The organism is Ruegeria sp. YKSD179 (assembly GCF_059612885.1).
Genome location: NZ_JBXWRL010000044.1, coordinates 25,686 through 47,251, shown reverse-complemented (window position 1 = coordinate 47,251; position 21,566 = coordinate 25,686). Strand labels below are relative to the sequence as shown.

Sequence of the window (21,566 nt, the reverse complement as noted above, 5' to 3'; positions counted from 1 at the left end):
GTCGAAAACTATTTAAAGACATCTCGCACTGTGAATAGAGTATTTTCACACAATGCAATTTATATCTGTCATAAAAAGGGGCGACCTAAATCAGCCAAAGATCTTCCAGATGCGTTACGGCCGTTTGCGATCTCTGAACGAGACATTATTGTTTCATCTATTAGCGAAATTCCAGAAGCTATCGTGGCTTGCGAACGGGAACGTTTCGCGAAGCTAATCATCACTGACCCAAACCCGGAGTGCCTCAAGATACTCATGCAGCTAAAGTCGGATAATGTTTATCTACTCATGCACCGGACAATCTTGATGCTATCACATGTGCGATTGCCTAATTTACCAAAGAAGTTCGCCAGCATTTTGTTCTCAACTAAATCCAAGGATGGTTATTTGTGTGCATTGAATATGTTTGGTACATCGCCAAAGTTTGGTACAATCCTGATTGATAAACCCCTCACAGCGCGGGCCGCGGGATAAGCGAAAAAACTTGCTCAGCCAGAAGCAAGTTTGGTTGCGATGGTAACTGTCAGCCCGTAATTTTTTGGGGGTTGGATAACTAAAATCTGGAGGTTAGCAACAGCTTTCAGAGAAAGGCGAACTAACGAGGTTAGGAACCGCCAGTAGCAATCTAAGTTCTTTGAAACCCGCCCGGACATTGGGTGAAGTTAAGGACAACAAATATGATAGTGAGTTTCTATACCATGCTGCAGAACTGCCTTCAAAACGCTCCGGTCTGTGTCAGCCGTGAGCAACCTCAGGCATAGAGAAATGACTGAAGATATACCTGCAAGAACAAACCCGTGGGCATTCAAGGTCAAATTGGAGTTGTTTCAAAACGCAGTCTGAAGACAAACGACGCTAATTTTGACGTATTAAGAAAAACCACGAAGAGTATTGTAGATGGCGAATTGGACAGCCCTGACAGCTTGAGTAATCCTCGGACAAACAAATTCTTGTGGACGGCACTTGAGCAAGGTGCCTAAATCGCGTTTTTTGGATTGCTATCCTCTAACAAAGATATAAAAGCGAACTTCGGGAGCTTACCAGCGCTATTTCTGGGCCCAATGAAATACAGGTAAAACTATGGTTTTGATCAAATGAAAAATTCGTCTTTAGAACAAGTGAGCTTGAATAGACTGCTCGCCAAACTATCAGACAAAACAGCTGTTATCGGAATCGTTGGACTGGGATATGTAGGCCAACCACTGATGTTGCGTTATTCGGAAATTGGTTATCGGGTTTTGGGGTTCGATCTGGACCAAGAACGAGTTAACCAATTGAACAAAGGGCATAGTTCTATTGAGCACATATCAGATGCAAGAATCGATTTAGCGCGGAAGAATGGTTTTGAGGCAACAACAGATTTTTCACGAATAGCGGATGCTGACGGGATTATGCTCTGTGTCCCGACACCTCTGAACAAGTATCGCGAACCGGATATGAGTTTTGTTACGAGCACGTGCGATCAGATCGCCCCGTTCCTGAGGGAAGGACAGGTAGTGGCGCTGGAAAGCACTACCTATCCCGGAACGACAAGAGACGTGGTTTTGCCTCGTTTGGAACAAAGCGGCCTTAAAGTGGGTGAAACGATATTTGCCGTTTACTCGCCGGAGCGCGAAGACCCAGCGAACGCGGAATTTACAACCAATACTATCCCAAAAGTTGTAGGCGGTCACACTGATTGTTGTCTGAAAGCCGGTATTGCACTTTATGATCAAGCCATCGATGAACTGGTACCTGTTAGTTCTACCGAAACAGCAGAAATGACGAAACTGTTGGAGAACATACATCGAGCGGTGAATATCGGCCTAGTCAACGAAATGAAAATCGTAGCTGACCGGATGGGTATTGACATTTTCGAGGTAATTAAGGCTGCGTCGACTAAACCTTTTGGTTTCACACCTTATTATCCTGGACCTGGGCTGGGTGGGCATTGTATTCCAATTGACCCATTTTATTTGACCTGGAAGGCGCGAGAATACGGTGTAAATACCAGATTTATTGAGTTGGCAGGTGAAGTCAATACAGCCATGCCGCAGTACGTATTCAATAAACTTGCCTCCGCATTGAACGACCGCTGTAAGTCAGTACGAGGAAGCAAAATCTTGGTTCTAGGTATTGCCTACAAGAAAAATGTGGACGACATGCGCGAGAGTCCTTCCGTGGTGCTTATGGAAATGATTCAAGGTAAAGGAGGATTGGTGAGTTATTCCGATCCACATGTGCCTACGTTTCCAGACATGCGAGATCACAATTTTCAGCTGGTATCTGAGGAGCTAACGCCCGAGGTTCTCACTGCACACGATGCCGTTATTTTGGCTACAAATCATGACAACTTCGACTATGAGACAATCAAAAAACATGCCAAGCTGATTGTCGACACGCGTGGTGTTTACAACGCAAATGAGAGTAATGTTGTGAGGGCCTGACGTGAAGGTTTATGTCGCAAGAGCCTTTGCGTTAAATTCTGCTGATGGTGTAAGCCGTTAATAAGAGAGCCAGTACAACTTGCGACAAATTCGCGTGTCTGCGTCTAAATGGCTTATCAACCAATCGAGATATTTCTTCCGCAAGCGATTAAATATTGGAAAAGTGGTCGGTATCGTCCTTATGAGCAATGCACTGAAACTTGGAAGTACCAAATGGAACCGTCGCAGCAAAGCAACTCGGTCGATCACGTTGGAACCAAGAAACTTCAGTTTCCTTTAATACGTTCGGAGCTTTTCGCTTGGGCAATCTTTGTAGCCGTTGCGGCTATTCTCCAATTGTTTCTCGCACTGAACACGAGAACTCCATACGTTATCGAGAATGGCGACAATGCGTCAATTCTTTATATTATTGCCAGCTGGCTTCAACCTGACGCCTTTTCTGATGATGTTTTGCTGAGTGTCGAGGGATCAACTGACTTTTATCAGGCAGCCTTAATGTGGCCGAACTATCTGCTTGGCTTGGCTGGAGGCCAGTTGGGTCTTTTTTACGTCATTATCTGTTTTCCGATTGCCCTTATACAGATGGGAGGGTTTTATCTTCTCGGTAAAAAACTTTTTACCAATCAAGCCGTTGCGATCGCGCTCGCTCTCATCAGTGTTCCAACAGTCTTCACAATTTCCGGCGATTTGTGGGGTCAGTATTACTCTCCTCTTGCACGAAGCGCATACGGAGCGGTCTTGCCTTGGCTGTTGCTGATATTGATTGCAAATCTGCGCGCCAGGCCCTACGTCCTAATGGCTGCGGCCGGGGCCGCAAGTTACGTGCATCTTCCCTCCGGACCTCCGGTCGCCCTGGCTCTTTTGTTTGTTAGCTGTCTTCGCCGAGGTGACGTACAAAGCTGGGGTCACAATTTACTTCATCATATTCTAGCCGGAATTCTTTATCTCACTCTAATGAGCCCCTATGCGTTTCTTTTTTTGCAGACATTTGCTGCCGGAGACAAAGAAGCGCTAAAGCAATTCGCAAGTTCTCCGTACGCCAATATTGGTATGGCGATCGATCAACTCACCTCGTTGCGCGGCATTTTGCGCATGTCGACATTGATCTCGCGCGTTTCTGGTATGGAGTGGGCCAAATTCGTGGTCACGCCTTTCTTCGGAACCCTTTTCGTTTTTGGTGGACTTAGTATTTTCGCTATTGCGTCGGCTGGTCTTCTGCCTTTGCGTCTCCGCGCAAATCTTGATTGTCCTAGGCCATGGTATTGGGTTGCAGGGTTTTTCACCACCACTGTCCTGCTGGCATTATTTGTATCGGCCGCCGACCAGGCGGTTGCGGCAGCGAAAGGGCGTGGGCCTTTACAGCTGGACTTTATTCGGGCCACGCGTTTTGCAGTTCCAGGAGCATACATCGGTATGTTTATGCTTATCGTTTTTCTGGCGCAGAAGGTGGGTACTAAGTTAACGTCCTTCGCTGCGGCCTGCACAATGGTAATTGCTGCGCTGGTTTGGCTATTCGCCTTCCCATCAACGAGCCATGGCCTTTATCGTTTTAGTAAAGGTCAGAGCATTGAAGATACGAGTCTGACGCAGTTCGGGCAATTTTCTCAAAAACTAGCCGATATTGAAGGTATCGGACCAATTACCCCCGTTTTGCTTCATGACTACCTTTCCAGCGCTTTGAGATATATCGCGTTTCTTTCGCTAACCTTCAACCGAAAGGACAACAACTTCATAGCATATAGTGGTCGCATTGATGCTAGTTCACACAAAAAACTTATGGATCAAATCGACGCAATCCGTAAAGCGCGGCGCGACCCGGGCAAACAAGTCCCAATGATTGTTAAGTTTGTGGACTCGCTCACTTCAACTGACGTAGTAATTGACCGCCGGATCGTACTTGAAGAGGCTGAGTTCAGGCTAGTTTCCAGCTACGGGTTCGAGCTGCAGTTTGAACTTGGCCAATTTGCCTACTACCTAAGGCCTTAACTGCCTTTACGACAGCGCTTGTATGAATTTGCATCCCCTGATAACAGCAGTGCCGTCGAGGCAAAAGAGAGCACTGAACCGTGGAAGACTTCTCGCCAGAAAAAATCACTGTTATATTGCCTGCCTACAATGAAGAACTGTCGGTCGACGCGGTTGTTCGCGAGCTTAAAGCTGAGCTGCCAGAAGTGACGCTGTTAGTGATTGACGACGGTAGCACCGACCAAACGGCCGAGAGAGCACGTAACGCGGGAGCAAGAGTCATTTCGCATCCTCAGAACCGCGGATATGGCGGGACTTGGAAAACCGGCTTGAAAGAGGCTTCGACTCCTTTTGTTATGTTTTATGACGCAGACGGTCAGTTTACGGCCCAACAAGCTCATGCGCTGATAAAGAAGTGGCAGCAAATGAAACCCGCGTTGATTTCGGGCGCTCGCAGCAGATCGTCGCATGTAGATCCGGTTCGCAAACCTGGAAAGATTTTGTTGTCGGGTTTTTCAAGATTGCTGGTGGGACAGCGGATTCCTGACTTAAACTGCGGTTTGCGGATTTATAGGAGGGAGCAGCTATTGTCGTTCGCAGAGTTGTTGCCCAATGGTTTTTCGGCCTCAGCAACATCTCTAATTCTATATCTCAAACAGAACTTCGATGTATGCTTCATGTCAATAGAAACTCGCAAGAGAGTTGGCAAGTCATCAGTTTCCGTAGTCAAAGACGGCTTCAACGTTCTCCTTCTGATCACCCGACTTGTAGCACTTTATGACCCAATTCGATTGTTTTTGTTGCCGTCGCTAGCGTTGGCTACATCCGGCGTGATCTACTCGGTGATTGTTATAGCGGCACAGGGATTGGGGTTGCCTGTATTTGGCGCTGTGATGCTTTTGACTTCTCTTATCCTCTTTTTTATGGGGATAGTTTGCGATCAGGTCTCGGCAATACGCATTGCGCAAGCCCGGACCAATGCAGCCTTGAGCAGGTTGGAAGCAAACGGCAGGCGGGAAGATGAGGCCTTTTGAACATTGCCGTCTATGCGGCGAGACAGTTAAGCTTCGCGCGGGTTACAGATTTGGGCGCTTTAATCTTCATAAATGCGATAAATGCGGGTTTCAGCAAATAGAACCTGAGCCGACTGATGAAGAACTTGATGAACTTTATGGGGCCCTATATTTTCAGAAAACCAAGTATACCGATCCAAGAGCGATAGAACTGGAATACGCTCGTCGACACGGGTTGTTGGCTCGCGCCGGGTTCAAACCCGGTGATAGTCTCTTAGAAATTGGCTGCGGTGCTGGACAGTTTATTGCGACCTCTGCGCACACTTATAATTGGTATGGCGTGGATTTTTCTGAGGCTGGGATTGAGGACGCTCGCAATAGACTTCCGACCATACCTGAGGAAAGATTGATTTCCGGACAAGTTGAAAACTTTATGCCTGACCTTCCGGAAAGTGGTTTTGACGGCGTGTTGATTTTTGATACCATAGAGCATGTTTACGACCCGCAACCTGTTTTGAAGCGAGCGGCCAGTTGGCTCAAACCAGGTGGGCGCATGATCGTAACAACACCTGACATTGGCGCAAATATGGCTGCAATTACAGGGCGGCGCTGGCCTTTCATGACGCCACCCGAGCACCTGTCGTATTTTACGCGTTCGGCTATGGACGAAGCGATGCAGCGCGCAGGATTGCGTACATCCTACTCTAAGTCCATGGGCAAATACGCCAACGTCGCCTTTATTATCTATAAAGCCGGTCGAGTTGGGCTTTTGCCTAAGTCTTTCGCAAAGTTGGCTGAAAAAATAGGTTTGGGCAAAATCACCATTTATGTGCCCACTGGAGATGTGATGTATGTGATTGCTGAAAAAAAGGGGGGTGTTTGACGCATGTGTGGCATCGCGGGCGTTTTGGCTTTGACACAGACTATTGACCCTGCAAAAGCTGAAGCATGCCTCGCAAAAATGTTAGATTGCCTTCATCACCGCGGCCCTGATGAGCGAGGACAATTTAACAGCGACCATGTATGGATTGGCAATACCCGCCTAGCGGTGGTGGGCGCAGAAAACGGGCATCAACCGATTTGGAACGAAGACCGCGATGTCGTCGTCGTAATGAATGGCGAAATCTATAATGCGCCGGAATTGGTGAGCAGCTTGACCGCAATGGGCCACCGATTTTCTACTGATACAGATACTGAAGTTCTAGTTCACGGGTATGAAGAATTCGGGCAAGGGGTCCTTGAACATCTCAACGGAATGTTCGCCTTTGCAATTTATGATTTGCGAAAGCGTGAGGTAATTATTGCACGGGATCGCTTTGGCATGAAACCACTATACTTGCTTCAAAGCCCCTCGGTTCTCGGAGACCTGATTTTTGCCAGCGAACTCAATGCTCTTAAATCGGTGGAAGGCTTTTCAAACAAACTCAGCCCTGAAGGCCTCGCCACCTTTCTTGGCAGCATGTACGTCTCTGAACCGTTTACCGCCTTTTCGGACATAAGGGCTTTGGAACCTGGGTGCGCTCTAATCTGTACAGCAGATGGTCAACAAAAACACCGCTACTGGGACATGTCCTTTAACCCGGAAAAAAGTCGGCAGGGCGAGGCGGAAGCAGTAGCCGCAGTCGCAGAAGTTCTTCCGCGTGCGGTGGCAAGGCACCTCATGGCGGACAGGCCGGTAGGAACCTTGTTATCCGGGGGCCTTGATAGTCGTGCAGTATCAGCAGCCGCCTGGGCGCAAGGTGGAACCGGCCGCGCCTTTACCGTTGGATACGATGTGCCAGCATACGACGAAAGCCCGCTGGCCGCGGCCTGGACAAAGGCGCTGGACCGTGAGCATTACGTCCTGCATCTGAGCGAAGCACAATTTTCGGGCACCGTATCGATGCGCTACGCCGGACATGGGCAGCCCTACGGTGTCTGGGTTAACACTGCTTCACAAGTCTTGGCGGGGGAAATCCGTTCCCAAGGCTACAAAGCCGTGTTGACAGGAGAAGGTGGCGATGAATTATTCTGCGGATATCCGACACTTCACGCCGCTAATTTTGCACGCTTCTATCGGCGTCTTCCCAGATCCGTTAGGAATCTGATTGCAAAAGCGAGCGATTCACTGCCGGCTGGTTCAAGTCGTTTACCGTTAAGTTTTATGGTGCAAAGCTTTGCAAAGTCTGTCACCAACGATCTGCTGCGCAGTTTTTACGGTTTTAAGGAAGTAATTCGGTTTCAGGATTGGAAAGAAGCGCTGACCCCAGACGCTTATGCAATGGTCGGTGAAATAGATCCCGCGATTGCCTTTACTCAGTACCGAGAGCGAATTGAAGACTGGCCACTGATCGACCAGCTTTCATACATTGATATCAAGAGCTTTCTGACATCTTGCAGCCTGGTTCCAAACGACAACGCATATATGTCGCAGAGCGTTGAAACGCGAATACCGTTTCTGGATATTGAAATGGTAGAGTTAGTGAGATCCCTTCCACTGGGGGTTCGATTCCACGCAACAGATCCCAAACGACTCCTGAAAAAGGCTCTAAGCCAATATCTGCAGCAAAATGCGCCCGAAGCCGTCGCGGCACTGGGCCCCTATAAAAAGATGGGATTTGAGGTGCCGACGACAGCCTGGATAAATGGTTCGGAATTCGGTCCTGTACTTGATCGTTACCTGAGCAGAGAGGCAGTCGAGCGTGTTGGTTTTTTTAATCCTGGCTATATCGAGAGCACAATGGTTGCCCAGCGAAGTGGTCGTGCAAATAACGAACGTATCCTACAAACAGCAATGGCTATCCAGCATTTTTTGGGATAGCCAAGTCACGACCTAGTTTAGGTAGTTAAATTGAAGGGTTGTACGCCGATGTGCGGGATATTTTGTCTTTCGCTTGACGCTGATCATTCTATCGACGCATCAGTTCTGACTCGATTAACTAGAGAATTGCTTCTGATTGCGGAAAGACGTGGTCGGGAGGCAGCGGGCGTGTGCGCTTATCGAAATGGCCAAACCTTCTATATAAAACGCCCAAAATCAGCTTCGGCGATTGTCCGTGGCTCGGAATTTGCAGAATTCTCCAAAAAGGCTCTTGCAGGTATTGGCAATAGCGGTGCCGTAATAATTGGACATGCGCGGTTAGTCACTAATGGCCTAAGGGCATTTCATGAAAACAACCAGCCGTTCGATGACAAAGGTTTTGTGGGCGTACACAACGGAGTGATTGTTAATCATGCTGAGTTAATCGACCCGGACCGGCCTGTGCCAGAGCTGGACAGCCTCGCAATCCCAACCCGGTTGCGCCATCACCTGGATGCGGGACGCAGTGCCATGGATGCCAATTCGGTAACGCTTGCTGATCTTGAGGGCGTCGTATCTTACTTGATGGTCGACGCTGCATCTGGACAAATACACGCGGCATCAAACAATGGGTCTCTTTATGAAGCGCGATTGGTCCGCGATGGCGCTCCGCTCGGACGGCTACTTATGTCTGAGCGGGAAATGTTGAGGTTAATGGAATCGCATCTCGCTGGCGTTGGTATCCAGCAAAGCGAAATAAGGCGCTATGATCCGGGCACTGTAGACAGTTGGCGCGTGACGGAAGAATGCTTTGCGGCCGAGCTGGTTTCGGCTTCTAAACCTGAAGACTTGAGTGCGCTTTCTGATCCCAAACAGGCGAAGCTGCGCAGATGTAAAAAGTGTTTGCTACCGCACACCATGCCGTTCATTGAGTTCGACGATGCGGGTGAATGTAACTGGTGTCGTAACAATCTTTTGACTCCGCTTAAACAGCGCGACGAGCTGGACGCGCAACTTGAAAAGCTGCGCAGCATCACGGATCGTCCCAATTGCCTTATGGCGGTCAGCGGTGGAAGGGACAGTTGTTACGGGCTGCATATCGCAAAAACCGAGCTGGGATTGAACCCAATCGCCTTCACCTACGATTGGGGGATGGTGACGGATCTGGCACGACGGAATACCTCGCGTGTATGTGCCAAGTTAGGCATCGAGCATATTATTGTTTCGGCAGATATTCCCCGAAAACAGGAAAATATCCGAAAGAATATTGAGGCATGGCTCAAGAAACCTGAACTTGGAATGGTCCCAATATTCACAGCCGGCGACAAACAGTTTTATCAACACGCCAACCGCCTGCAAAAAGAACTGGACATGCCTGCGATTATCTTTTGCGAGAATGGGCGTTACGAGAAGACATGGTTCAAAGCTGGATTTGCCGGAATTGATGAGGGCAACAGGCGACTTTGGAATCTGTCGCTAATTGAGAAGATGCGCTACATCGGGTATTATGCCAGTCAATTTCTTCGCAACCCAGCCTATTTGAACCGTTCGCTTCTGGATAGTCTGGAAGCCTTTATCTCAAGCTACTTCTTAAAACACGATTACATTCAACTTTTTGACTACATACCTTGGGAGGAAGAGACCGTCGAGCGGGTTTTGAAAGACGAATATAGTTTCGAAGTGCCAGAAGGATGTCCGACAACATGGAGAATTGGTGACGGCACGGCGCCGTTCTACAACTTCATTTATTTCACGATTGCTGGGTTTACCGAGTTCGATACATTTCGATCAAACCAAATCCGTGACGGTAAAATCACTAGGGATTTTGGCGCAGAACGTATTCTCGTTGAAAACGTGCCAAGGATGGACGAGCTTCGCGACTATTTGGCGACGGTTGGAGTGAATTTCGACAAAGCTATGACTCGAATTCTGTCGGCTCCTCGGCGGTACTAACAGTTCCAGGGTTAACGTTTTGATACCTAATCAGCCGATTTTGACGGTTAAAACCAAGTGGATGTGGTTGAGCCAATGGGAGTGAAGGTGTATCGGGGTCATAGTCCCTTGTTCGACTTTAATGACCAGCAATTAAGGGTGGAGCACTGCAATGGATATCACGGAACTTCTGGTCGATCCTTTGGATCAATCACCTTTGTGTTTCTCGCGGGACTCTGAAAACAAGTTGATTAAAGTGTCGTCAAGCTCCAACGTTTATCGTGTAACCAACGGACATCCAGATCTCACTCCGGATCCGCTACCCGCGCTGCTTGCAGAGCGCCAAGATTTATGGGACCGATTGCAAGAAAACGGACAGTTTTCTTATGATGCGGATCCGCTGCTCAACCTTTCAACTGAAGCCAGTTTCGCAGAGCAGTTCCAAAAATTGGCTAAGATCGAAGGCTGCATTCTTGATATTGGCTGCGGGCCTCAGGCAAATTCTCCGCGGTATTTGACTGGGCATGGCATAGGGCCGGTTATAGGGATAGATCCTCTTGCCGGAGCCGCTGATCGAGAGTTTCCATTCGTTGTTGGAATTTCAGAAACGCTGCCCTTCGCCGATGAGAGCTTTGACGGTGTCGTGTTTTGTCGATCCCTTGACCATGTACTTGACACGACGGCTGCGCTGCAAGAGGGGATGCGTGTCTTACGGCGGGGCGGGCGGCTGTGTATCGTGATGGATCTGATGCCGGAAGAACGTCAAAGTTCGTTGGCGCGTGTCGTGCATCTGGTGTCTCGTGGTTTAGGACAATTTATTAAGAGCGCCAGTTTTCATGGTGCTGTACACGCGATAAAATATATCTCCTCGATTGCCTCTCTTAAGGTGCCTTTGGGCGCGGAAGATATGTTCCACATGCACTTCCCCTCCAAAGACGAAGTTCAGGAAATACTGATCGATTCGGGCAGCTTGCATATTGAGTTTCACGATCTTTCAGATGATGAAACGATTTGCATAGCGTTGAAATAAAAGTAAACTAGTAAATAAGCCGGGGTTTCCAAATAGCCAGCAGGTAGAGCTGAGCAAGCTCTGCCATGCCAGTCGCCATAGCTGCTCCAATAGGGCCAAACAGCGGTATCAGCGTTGCGTTAAGCGTGAAGTTCAATACAGCGAGAACCGCTAGGAAAGCAGTTTGCAGACCCGGAAAGCCTGCTTGGGTGAAGGATTGATTGAGGATTATTGCGGGGGCCGCAAGTGTTGTCGCTACACCCATAACCAAGAATACCACAACGGAGGAACTAATATCCTCGGCTCCCAGAATCGCCGGGGCCGCGAAGATCAATAGCGCAACACCTAATATCAATGCCGACAAACTGATCAACCGGCCGATTGATGCAAGTGAGGTGTAGAGAGTTTCGTATTCAGCTAAGTCTCCACGAGACAAGTAGTCAGCGACTTTTGGGTTTACTACACTCTGAATAGCGGCGAGGAGCATGCGCAGGCCGTCCGCAAACATTGCGCCGAGAGCGTAAATTCCCACCATTCTGTCAGACGCCAAAAGACCGAGCATTAAGACGTCGACTTTGCTGTTGACGTCAGCCAGCAGCCCAATCAGCGCGCCGCGCCAACCTCGCCCGCTTTCTTGGATCATGACTGTACGCACCAAGCCAAGTTCCAATTGAGTTCCCCGGGTGTATAGCCATAACGCAAGCAACATAACGGTAAAAAACGCTGCCTCGGATGCAACGAATATCCAACCGAATCCACCTGCCGAAACTTGCATGCGTAGAATAACGAGAAACGCTAACAACATGATCGGCATACGAATTCCCTGAAGAACCGCGTAAGTTTTTAGATGTCCCATACCATTGAGTGAATGGACGCCGACCTTATTAACTCCAAATAACATAACACCCAATCCGACCGCTGGCATCGTCTTGGCTAATTCAGGGCTATCAAGTAAGAATCCTACTAAAGGGGCGCCGAACCATAGCGTTAGTGCTATCAGTGTGCCGATAACTAGTACCGGCAAAAACGCAGCGACTAGATATGTTCGAGCAACCCGATCTGAAGATCCGTTATGAGAAAAATAGTATAGCGCGGAAAAAGCGAAGCCGCCTGCCGCAACCTGACCCAAGATAAGAAAAAATAGCAACGCCTGACTAAAAACACCAAGACCCTCGAAGCCATAAAATCTGCCAATTAGAAGGTTTAGTGCCACTCCAGAAGCCGCCAGTGCTGCCACGGAGGTAATATTTGCAATCAACGTGCCTGGGTCGCTAATGTGCTCCAGTGCCCGTCGAATGGTTTTTGTCGCTTGATAGATCACTAGTTTTCTGGCTTGCGCCCCAAAACTGACCAGCTGTAACCATGCCGATGATACAACTTGATCTCAGTGAAGCCAGCGCGAGCCAGTAAATCACGAGCCTGGCTTTCAGTGTAGTACAATGCCCAAGCGGGCTTCAGTTGATCCACTATAACGAGCCGCCGATCGGCAGCAGACAATTTACCGTAAACGTCTCTCAAATAATCAGACATTGGCACCCTAAAATCACGCTTGGCCAGCCAAACAAGAGGGGTCAAAATTGCGTCCATCAAATAGGAAAGTCCATTGAGGACAGGTATGGGTAGCTTGCGCGTAATCGCACGCAAAGGTATCACAAAGGAAAGATAAGCGGTATTTCCCTCTCTGCCGTACAACCAAACAAACATGCATCCTCCTGGTCTGAGCGCATCGAATACAGCCGACATGACAGGATCTGGATTTGGAATATGATGTAAAACACCAATAGAAATAACGATATCAAAATTGTTTTCAGGAATTTGCTCGCCAAGGCCGTGCACAATTTTTACTCTGTCACCGAAAGATGACAAATTTGCCCGCAAGGCAATTACTGCATCGCTTGGTTCAACAGCCGTTAATTCAGAAGCACCAGCACGCAGTGCCATAGCGGAGATGTTTCCAGTTCCAGCCCCGATCTCCGCGCAAGTTGCACCTTGGAAATCGGTTATTGATAAAAGCGGCTCGACCAAATCCAAAAAGAACTCATCACTGGCGTAATAGCCTTCATTTTGCGTAAAATACGTCCATTGCTGACCAAAGTCCGTGACGGTTTGCGCGCTCAGTTTTTCAGCATCACCCTCAATGGCTCCCTCAAAACTTTCCGCGTTTTCAGTTTCAACTTTGGACATACCAAAACCTATTTGTCATAGTATTCCCGGAACCAGTCGACAAATTTTTGAATTCCGTCTCTGAAGTTGGTCTGAGGCTGGTATCCGGTCAAGCGTTGAAGCAAGTCTGCATTCGCCCAAGTTGCGGGGACGTCACCCATTTGCATGTCCATATAATTTCGAATGGCTTTCTTGCCCAGAGATTCTTCAATTGAATCAATAAAGTCCAAAAGCTTAACTTTTTCCGAATTGCCGATGTTAACTACACGGTAGGGTGCAACCGGACTCAGGCTATCACCTTCTTCAATATCCTCGGGCAACTCAGGACGTATTGGTACTGCTTCAATAAGAAGTGAAATTGCACGCACAAGATCATCAACATATGTAAAATCACGATACATGTTTCCATGGTTGTAGATGTCGATTGGTCGGTCATCTAGTATCGCATCAACAAACTTATAAAGCGCAAGGTCGGGCCGACCCCATGTCCCGTACACCGTGAAGAACCGGAACATTGTTGTAGGCAAATCCCAAAGGTGAGCATAGGCGTGCCCCATACTTTCGTTTGCTTTTTTTGTCGCAGCATAAATAGTCAACTGTGTGTCTGCCTTTTCGCACTCATCAAACGGCATGTCGGAATTGGCGCCATACACAGAAGAGGTTGACGCCATTAGCAAATGCTGAACTTTGTGGCGACGCGCGGCTTCCATAACATTGAACGTACCGATGACATTGCTGTCTAAATAGGCGCGCGGGTTTTCGAGGCTATAGCGAACGCCGGCTTGCGCCGCAAGGTGAACAATAACATTCGGTTCAAAACTGTCTGTAACCGTATCAAATTTTGATGTTTCCTCTAACATGCCTTCGTCGCATGAAAAGTTTGGGTTCTGTAGCAAAGCCGAATGACGTCGTTGTTTCAGGCGAACGTCGTAGTAGTCCGTCATCCCGTCAAAGCCATGTACTCTGTCACCATTAGCGAGCAGAAGTTTGGCGAGATGAAACCCGATAAACCCTGCCGTTCCGGTAATTAGAACTTTTTGCACCCGTCAGTTCCTTTGATCTATTGTTCTTATCAGAGCATCTCTGCGGTTATTATTCCGGTTGTAAGGTTGCCTAAACCTTTATTGAAGAAGTTGACTCAACCTTTTCCCCATTAAAATTGCTCCGGCACGGGTCAAATGGCCTCCGTCGTAAGATATCAACAATCCGTCCTCGGTTGTGTTCCGGCAAGATTCATCACCGCTGCACATTAACATCGAGATGTCCACGAATTGATGCCGGGGCAACGTTTCGCGCATCAACTGATTTACAGCCAGGTGGGATGATGCGATTTTCACAATAATCTCCTCATTGCCTGCCTTATATTCTTTCATATACCGCTTGAGTGGCATCTGGGAACCAAAGTTTTTTCGCCCCATTACCCGAACCCGGGCTTCGGTAGTGTCGTTTAAATTCTTTAGACTCTCACGCAGGTTCTTCGCATGCCAATCTTTCCAACTGGATGCTAGCCAGATTTCGTCCGCCTTTTTTATCCGCGCTTGTAGCGACTTATCCTCGTAACCAGGCCTTTTTGAACACACATCTTGATCTCCCGGTTCACGTAAATGCGAAAAATCTCGTTTTAGGAACAGGTTTCCACAGCGGGCTCCGATATAAAAAGTTGAAATTTGGAATTTCTCCGCCATCGAGGACTCCAAAACGGCGTTGAGAATATCCTGCGCGTAGCTATCTCCAATGATCAGCAACTTTTCCCGACGATCATTCTGATCAAACTCTAAGTTTTGGAAGATAGAAAATTGCCCCCGGACATAGTTTGCAGGATCAGCATATTGTTCAAAGACGGCTTGGTGAGTTGGAGGGAATCGTCCTGGTACGCCTTGCAACCAAGAAATTGATAGACCCGCTAAGACAAGCAGTGATCCGGCCGCTCCTGCCGGGAGAATGATCGTAGAACCGGGAAATACCGGGCTTTTTCTAAAAGGCGTTTCAATAAACCTATGACTCAAAAACGCGAGTAGCATAGTGAATACACACAGTGCCGTCATCATCCAAATTGGCGGTTCATGCCAACTAAGATAGCGCGCGTATGCAAGAACCGGTTGATGCCATAGGTACGCGGAATAGCTAACTAATCCGACGCCAACAAAAAGCGGGTTGGACAGTATACGGAAAGACCAAGTTTCTCGGCGTTCGAATAAGATAATCAGAACCGTTCCAGTAATAGGTGCGAGAGCATACAGGCTCGGAAACGGTGTATATTTATCAAAGGTAAGTATAGAAAAAACAATCAGCGCGATACCCAGAACGGACAGCATTCCGGAAAAAAGAACACCTGGCAATCTTGGTTTTGGGGAATTTAAGTACAGCGCCGCGAGTGCGCCTGCCATTAACTCCCAGGCACGCGTTGGAAGCAGGTAAAATGCTGCCTCCGGCTCGCTAAATGCGCCGAAATCCCATAGGACAAAAGAAAAACTGACTGCAAGAACTAAACACAGCGCAAAAAAAACGATCCATTGACCAAATCGCCAAAGCAAAGCAAGCAGGAACGGGAAGACGATATAAAACTGTTCTTCAACTGCCAATGACCAAGTGTGTAAAAGCGGTTTCAATTCCGTTGCCGAGTCAAAGTACCCGCTCTCCATCCAGAAGAAAATATTTGACCAAAATGTTGAGACCGCAACGACACTAAGAGAAAAACTTTTGAAGTCGGCAGGAAGCAATATGAACCATCCTGCAATAAAGCTCACCGCGACGACAAAAAAGAGAGCTGGAATAATGCGCCTAATGCGGCGTTCATAAAACCTGACGATCGAAAAGCGCCCTTTTTTTAAATCGCCGGTCAATATCGATGTAATGAGATACCCAGAAATTACGAAAAACACATCCACACCCACGTATCCGCCTGAAAAATATGGAATTCCGGCGTGGAAGAATATGACAGGCATCACGGCGAGCGCTCGAAGGCCGTCAATTTCGGGCCTGTAATTCATCGTTCAGTTCTGTCCATTAGTTCTTCCTTCAGTATTCCTTCGAGCAGTGCGAGAATTTTTAAGAAGCAGACTTGGGCTGCTATCTTGAACTGATACGCGCCACTTATCTTTACTTGGCCCAACTAACACTGCCTTTTCCGATTCAACTGCTTTCATTTTATCCCTTGGAAGTTTGTCGATCCGAAATTGCTAAAATGTTGCCCCATGCATCAAGTGCAACTACATGCGACCCGACCAATTTACTGTTACTTCCGGGTTGGGTAGGTCCTTTGCTCGTTTTGTCATTGAGGACATGTCCGGTTGCTGCAGATAACCGAACACGGTTTCTGAAACTAGGCCGGATAGTTGAATTGTTGGCTATTCGAACTGACGCAATGTCTCTTTATCCTTTTCGAACTTATTCTTTAACTCTTTTTGATTTAGCCGCAATTTTTGCGAAACAGCTTCAGGATGTTGCAGTATGGCTGCGATCTTATCGAAGAAAGAGTATCGCGTGCTTTGTATAAGATAGGATTGTTGCTTCTTAAAGGCCGCCTCGATGTTTCTTAAAGTTAATTCTAGCAATTGTTTGTTGGTCCGAAATTCAAGGAACTCTAGCATTGACGCCTGAACAAATAATATTTTCGGTTTTAGGCAGGGCACACCTCTTGCTTTACAGTCATTTTCAAACGGTATCCTATCCGGGGCTTCCAGAATTGTAGCCGGCTTTCAATCGGTTTCGCCAAGAGCGTAACTGTCACGACACACTTACTTTGTTGGACTCGTTTAACGCCATCGATATTGCTCTTTAGAACCAGAAGTGAGCCGCAGTTAAGCTGGGGTGTGTCGCTTTGGCGCAATCTTCATTGCGAAGGGGCTCAAGAAATTTTTTTCGCTATCCGAATCCAGTAAATCTTACTTTTCCACCGGGAACTTCAGAAAAATTTTCATAGATCATTGAATCGATCATTGTGGCGTAGACGAGGAAATTTAGCCGATAGCCAAAGCCTGTAGCTGGACTTATTGATGATAGAAGTTTGGCTCAATTATTATTTACCAAATTATTTCAGGTGCTTACGACAATTATTGCCTATCTTTGATGAAAAACACAGTCTGCCAAAGCAAATTTAAACGAAGAGCTTTGGATCAAGTTGACCGCGCAAAAAGCATTACAGTGCTCATAGATTTATCTTCAGCCAATTGTGTTGAGAAAAGAAAAATCGGGTGTCACACTCAATACACTATCAGGCTTGCCTAATATTTGTTTATGTTCGCTTCGAGGTGGTCAGCAGACTGAACCGTATGATATGGCAGCAATAAAAATTGGCCGCCAATGCTCGTAGACCGGAATAGATTAGATTCGCGAAATGACAGAGCCAAAATTGCCAGTTGATGAAAACATTGATGCGCAGAAAGAATTGAGGCACTTGAAGTTTCAAAACGAGAAGCTGACTAGTGAAATATCTCACATTCAGAGGAAGCTAAAGCAAACAACAGGTATTGTACAATTTACACAGGAGCAGTTGAACGCGTCCAAGAATAAGCTGGTAAAGGGGTTTTTAAAGAGAAAACGGCTTGCGAAAGTCACTTGGTCACTGCTGCTAATTTTGCTCTTTCCGATCACTGTGCCACTTACCGTTATCAGGTACTTAAAGAACCGAAGACTCAGAAAGATAGACACTACAGTCTTGAAAGCGTTTTCGAAGCTAAACAAATGTGGTGAGAAAGAAGCTTTCGCCCTGCTTGAGTCTCGGAAATCCGCAATAGGCGGTGAAGTTATCCCCCTGTTCCGTAGCATGACAGCTCCTAATGATAATGCATGGATTGAGAGTTTTAACTCCTTTTTGTCGAACCTCGAAAAACCGGCAGCCTCGCTCAAAAGTTCATATCAAAACAGGTTCGCCAGGATCGAGTTTGAGCGACTTCAGCCGGTGGCTGAAGGACCAAAGGTGTCGGTAATTATGCCGACGTTCAACAGTGAAAGTACAATTCAGTACGCGGTAGATTCGATACTGAAGCAAAGTTGGGAAAATCTAGAATTAATTTGCGTCGACGACTGCAGCCAAGATTCCACATACGAAATATTGCGTGAAATTGCGAAAAAAGATGGGCGGTTGATTGTTCTGCGCCAAAGTGTCAACGCAGGTCCTTACGTTGCTAAAAACAGAGCCCTATCGGTTGCAAGCGGCAAATATATCACCGGGCACGATGCGGACGATATAGCGTTACCTGACAGAATTGCTGTACAACTGAGACCAATCTTAGAAGACGCGTATTGCTTGGCGAGTATCGGTTACATGGTGCGGCTTGATTCAGAGGCGCGCTTTTCATGGCCAACCAAAGTTGGGAATTACAGTTACAACGGTATCTGCCGACTAGCTCCAATCTCACTATTGATCCGAAAAGAAGTATTGGAGTTTGAACTTGGTTTTTGGGATACTGTGCGCTTTGGAGCGGACAGCGAGTTAATTCATCGCGCTAGTTGTTTATTAGGAAATCGGATCGCTAAACTTGAGACGCTTACAATGCTTTGCCTAGATGATGGGTCCGGTTTGACCGGAAACACACAAAACGGAATCAGTTTGGAAGCCGGTCTTTCACCGACGCGATTAAAATATCGCGATGCTTGGATGGAGTGGCACAAGAACGCTAAACCTGAGAACCTATATCTACCTTTTCCCCATCATGGAGCGAAACGGCTTTTTGAAGTACCACCTGAGATGAGCGTTTCGGACGACGCAGTTACCTCGCTAGAGAAAAAGCTTCATTTAGTTACAGATGCTGCAGAGATTCTCAAAGGCTAGCAATTGACAAATGTGATTTGGATGAGCCTGACTAATCAAATCTTGATAGGCAGTGGCGCAACAGATTTCATTGTACAAAACTCTATCATAGAGAGCCAACCTGCACTTGCCATGTTTCAGATAGAACTATTTCGGTCGCTGCCTCGGGAATGTAATTGGTAGAAGGAACCAAAACGTCTATGCCCGGCCTATTCTACCCAAAGGTGCCGCTGCCGCTGCGGGCCGAGCTGAGAATAGCGATAAATGCCGGGACACGGCCGCCACGAGATGAGACGATCCAGCGTCACCATTAAAAGTATTCGTGTCGATCACGGCGTAGAGGTTCTTTCTTGACCAGCCAGGCTTCAGCAACTCGGCCTGCCTAACCATCTCCATTACCAAGGCGCTTCCCATTGAAGGTGCGATCAAAATGACGCGATTAACACCCATGGATTTTAGGGCACTGATTGTCGACTCTAACCCATCACAAGCGAACAACATGCTGCCCAGATCGTAAGCGTACCCGGCACCTTTGGCGTGACTGGGCCATGAATAGATCAAGGTTGATCCCGGTATCCAGACATCATGGGTCAATTGCGCTGCGCGAAAAGCGGTCTGGGCCTGCGTCGCTTTGTAACCGTGAACAAATATAGTAACCTCATCGACCCCTCGTAATCGATGTCTAAATTCCTCAGGTCCTGAAAACTCGACGACGTCCGCCAAAACAAATTCCCTGTTAGGGTTTGTGTTGACACAAGAGTAGTTCAAGGTACCTGGTGTACGGTCCGGGGTTATCGAGACAGTTATTTCCAGAAATCGCAAACCCTTACTACGGCAAAACCCATAAGTTCTGTCTGCTTCTCGTGCGCGAGCGGTCTCCGCGAACACGGCTTCCGGTATTTCGATCATTAACGCTTCAGATACTGTTTCGGACACTGACCGATCCACAATAGCGAATAAAGATGCAGCGGTCGTAATCAGGATCTGGCAGCGCAGCACAATCAGACCTCGGATTGAATCAAAGACGTGCTAGCGAAATCTGATATCTTGCCCAAAGAGCCAAAGCCATAGCAGGAGCGGCATTGGCGGAATCTGCCTGTTTAGGGTTACAGAACGTAACGGCTGAGATCAGTTGACTTAGTCAACTCACCCAAATTATCACTGACAAATTGCGCGTCGACCAAAATTTCGGATCCCGCTTTGTCAGGGGCGACAAACGAGAGTTCTTCGAAGACCCGTTCCATCACAGTATAAAGCCGTCGTGCACCGATGTTCTCAATACTTTGGTTTACGTCTGCCGCAATACGGGCCAGCGCGGCGATGCCGTCTTCGCTAAAGCTGACGGTGACATCTTCTGTGCCCATCAACGCCGTGTATTGAAGGGTAAGGGCATTATCGGTTTCGGTCAGGATGCGCACAAAATCTTCTTCGGTCAGTGCCCGAAGCTCGACACGGATCGGTAGACGGCCTTGAAGTTCAGGAAGTAAATCTGAAGGTTTGGCTATGTGAAACGCGCCACTAGCGATGAACAAGATATGGTCGGTTTTGACTGGTCCATGCTTTGTGGAAACAGTCGTGCCCTCGATAAGTGGCAGTAAATCGCGTTGAACACCCTCACGACTGACGTCACCGCCGCGGGCGTCGGAGCGTGCGCACACCTTGTCGATCTCATCCAGAAACACAATTCCGTTCTGCTCGACGGATTCAAGGGCCGTGCGTGTTACGATCTCATCATCCAACAGCTTGTCGGCCTCTTCACCAATCAATGCGTCGTAACTATCGGCAACGGTCATGCGACGTTTCACCGTCCGTCCGCCAAAGGCTTTGCCGAAAATATCGCCAAGGTTCATCATTCCCATTTGGCTGCCGGGTTGACCCGGAATGTCGAACATCGGCATCGGGTTTGAAGTATCCGCTAGCTCCAGTTCGATCTCAGTCTCGTCTAACTCACCTGCCTTGAGTTTCTTGCGGAACATTTCGCGCGTAGACTCGCGGGCATCTTCTCCAGCAATTGCGGCAATAACCCTGTCTTCGGCCGCCTGATGGGCGCGGGCTTTAACGTCCTCACGCATGTATTCTCGGGTTTGGATTATGGCGGCATCGGCGAGATCGCGAACAATCTGTTCAACGTCGCGCCCCACATACCCTACCTCGGTGAACTTGGTGGCCTCGACCTTGATGAACGGGGCACGCGCCAACCGGGCAAGTCGGCGGCTGATCTCGGTCTTGCCGACGCCCGTAGGGCCGATCATCAGAATATTTTTTGGGTAAACCTCGTCACGGATATCGTCTGGAAGTTGCTTGCGCCGCCAGCGGTTGCGCAGTGCAACGGCAACCGCGCGCTTCGCATCCTTCTGACCAATGATAAATCGGTCAAGTTCCGAGACTATTTCGCGCGGGGTTAAGTCGGTCAAAGGGTGGTCCTTTCAGTCGTCATGAGTCGGTTGCGGCCTAGGTAATCACGGTGCAGGCGAAAACAACCAAATCAATTTTCTTGGCAGCGTTGGTTAGCAATGCCTCATCAGGT

General features: G+C 48.0%; 15 protein-coding genes. 9 read left to right on the top strand and 6 right to left on the bottom strand.

Annotated features, from left to right (window positions below; all coding sequences use genetic code 11):
- The 8 genes from AC2FNE_RS18380 to AC2FNE_RS18345 form a co-directional block, all read left to right on the top strand.
- The coding region (locus AC2FNE_RS18380) for a hypothetical protein (RefSeq protein WP_496806000.1) at nucleotides 1–474 on the top strand (474 nt) is incomplete at its 5' end.
- A 620-nt stretch (nucleotides 475–1,094) separates the two neighbouring features.
- The gene (locus AC2FNE_RS18375; RefSeq protein ID WP_496805999.1) at nucleotides 1,095–2,426 is read left to right on the top strand and encodes a nucleotide sugar dehydrogenase; all 1,332 of its coding nucleotides are present in this window, start codon (nucleotides 1,095–1,097) and stop codon (nucleotides 2,424–2,426) included.
- Nucleotides 2,427–2,639: 213 nt separating this feature from the next.
- Nucleotides 2,640–4,412 (top strand): hypothetical protein, encoded by a 1,773-nt coding sequence (locus AC2FNE_RS18370; RefSeq protein WP_496805998.1) that lies wholly within the window; start codon nucleotides 2,640–2,642, stop codon nucleotides 4,410–4,412.
- Between the two features lie 80 nt (nucleotides 4,413–4,492).
- On the top strand, nucleotides 4,493–5,425 hold the full coding sequence (locus AC2FNE_RS18365) for a glycosyltransferase family 2 protein (RefSeq protein WP_496805997.1): 933 nt from the start codon (nucleotides 4,493–4,495) through the stop codon (nucleotides 5,423–5,425).
- Nucleotides 5,412–6,287 (top strand): class I SAM-dependent methyltransferase, encoded by an 876-nt coding sequence (locus AC2FNE_RS18360; RefSeq protein WP_496805996.1) that lies wholly within the window; start codon nucleotides 5,412–5,414, stop codon nucleotides 6,285–6,287. Before AC2FNE_RS18365 ends, AC2FNE_RS18360 begins: the two co-directional genes overlap by 14 nt.
- Nucleotides 6,288–6,290: 3 nt before the next feature.
- Nucleotides 6,291–8,204 carry an asparagine synthase (glutamine-hydrolyzing) gene (gene asnB, locus AC2FNE_RS18355; protein ID WP_496805995.1) on the top strand — a complete coding sequence of 638 codons (1,914 nt, stop codon included), beginning with the start codon at nucleotides 6,291–6,293 and terminating at the stop codon, nucleotides 8,202–8,204.
- Between the two features lie 30 nt (nucleotides 8,205–8,234).
- Entirely contained in the window at nucleotides 8,235–10,136 is a 1,902-nt protein-coding gene (locus tag AC2FNE_RS18350; protein ID WP_496805994.1) for a hypothetical protein, read from the top strand.
- A gap of 151 nt (nucleotides 10,137–10,287) precedes the next feature.
- Nucleotides 10,288–11,145, top strand: coding sequence for a class I SAM-dependent methyltransferase (locus AC2FNE_RS18345; RefSeq protein ID WP_496805993.1), 858 nt, complete (start codon nucleotides 10,288–10,290; stop codon nucleotides 11,143–11,145).
- A 7-nt stretch (nucleotides 11,146–11,152) separates the two neighbouring features.
- Here the strand turns inward: AC2FNE_RS18345 and AC2FNE_RS18340 are convergent, their stop codons facing one another.
- From AC2FNE_RS18340 to AC2FNE_RS18325, 4 genes are all read right to left on the bottom strand, one after another.
- Nucleotides 11,153–12,445 carry an oligosaccharide flippase family protein gene (locus tag AC2FNE_RS18340; protein WP_496805992.1) on the bottom strand — a complete coding sequence of 431 codons (1,293 nt, stop codon included), beginning with the start codon at nucleotides 12,443–12,445 and terminating at the stop codon, nucleotides 11,153–11,155.
- Nucleotides 12,445–13,308 (bottom strand): class I SAM-dependent methyltransferase, encoded by an 864-nt coding sequence (locus AC2FNE_RS18335; protein WP_496805991.1) that lies wholly within the window; start codon nucleotides 13,306–13,308, stop codon nucleotides 12,445–12,447. The genes AC2FNE_RS18340 and AC2FNE_RS18335 overlap by 1 nt, the downstream gene beginning before the upstream one ends.
- A gap of 8 nt (nucleotides 13,309–13,316) precedes the next feature.
- Complete coding sequence (locus tag AC2FNE_RS18330; RefSeq protein WP_496805990.1) at nucleotides 13,317–14,330, bottom strand: NAD-dependent epimerase/dehydratase family protein; 1,014 nt, start codon at nucleotides 14,328–14,330, stop codon at nucleotides 13,317–13,319.
- Nucleotides 14,331–14,408: 78 nt separating this feature from the next.
- On the bottom strand, nucleotides 14,409–16,277 hold the full coding sequence (locus tag AC2FNE_RS18325; RefSeq protein WP_496805989.1) for an acyltransferase family protein: 1,869 nt from the start codon (nucleotides 16,275–16,277) through the stop codon (nucleotides 14,409–14,411).
- Nucleotides 16,278–17,623: 1,346 nt separating this feature from the next.
- Between AC2FNE_RS18325 and AC2FNE_RS18320 the strand changes: the two genes are divergently transcribed.
- Nucleotides 17,624–19,060: a glycosyltransferase family 2 protein gene (locus tag AC2FNE_RS18320; protein ID WP_496805988.1), complete on the top strand. Its 1,437-nt coding sequence runs from the start codon at nucleotides 17,624–17,626 to the stop codon at nucleotides 19,058–19,060.
- 177 nt (nucleotides 19,061–19,237) lie between these two features.
- Here the strand turns inward: AC2FNE_RS18320 and AC2FNE_RS18315 are convergent, their stop codons facing one another.
- Nucleotides 19,238–19,975 (bottom strand): alpha/beta hydrolase, encoded by a 738-nt coding sequence (locus AC2FNE_RS18315; RefSeq protein ID WP_496805987.1) that lies wholly within the window; start codon nucleotides 19,973–19,975, stop codon nucleotides 19,238–19,240.
- 170 nt (nucleotides 19,976–20,145) lie between these two features.
- Nucleotides 20,146–21,453: an ATP-dependent protease ATPase subunit HslU gene (gene hslU / locus AC2FNE_RS18310; RefSeq protein WP_496805986.1), complete on the bottom strand. Its 1,308-nt coding sequence runs from the start codon at nucleotides 21,451–21,453 to the stop codon at nucleotides 20,146–20,148.
- Between the last annotated feature and the right edge of the window lie 113 nt (nucleotides 21,454–21,566).